Origin of the sequence: Aromatoleum diolicum (genome assembly GCF_012910955.1) — a bacterium.
Lineage (GTDB): Bacteria > Pseudomonadota > Gammaproteobacteria > Burkholderiales > Rhodocyclaceae > Aromatoleum > Aromatoleum diolicum.
In genome coordinates this window covers 1-400 of sequence record NZ_WTVQ01000133.1, presented here as the reverse complement: position 1 = coordinate 400, position 400 = coordinate 1, and the positions used below count along the sequence as shown (strand labels likewise).

Annotated in this window: 1 pseudogene; it reads left to right on the top strand. The window is 68.8% G+C overall.

Annotated elements, in window-relative coordinates:
• A pseudogene (locus tag GPA25_RS23740) lies at positions 1 to 400 on the top strand (dihydrolipoyl dehydrogenase); the annotation flags it as partial.

Here is a 400-nt window from a genome sequence, read left to right as displayed (position 1 = left end):
CATCGTCGGCCAGCCCATGCTGGCCCACAAGGCGGTGCACGAGGGCCATGTGGCGGCCGAGGTCATTGCCGGCGAGCTGCTGGGCGACGAGAAACTGGCCAAGAGCCAGTTCGACGCCCGCGTGATCCCGAGCGTGGCCTACACCGACCCCGAGGTCGCCTGGGTGGGCATGACCGAGGACGAGGCCAAGGCCAAGGGCATCGCCATCACCAAGGGCCTGTTCCCGTGGACGGCCTCGGGCCGCGCGATCGCCAACGGCCGCGACGAAGGCTTCACCAAGCTGATCTTCGACGAGGCCAGCCACCGCATCATCGGCGGCGGCATTGTCGGCACCCATGCCGGCGACATGATCGGCGAGATCGCGCTGGCCATCGAGATGGGCGCCGACGCGGTCGACATT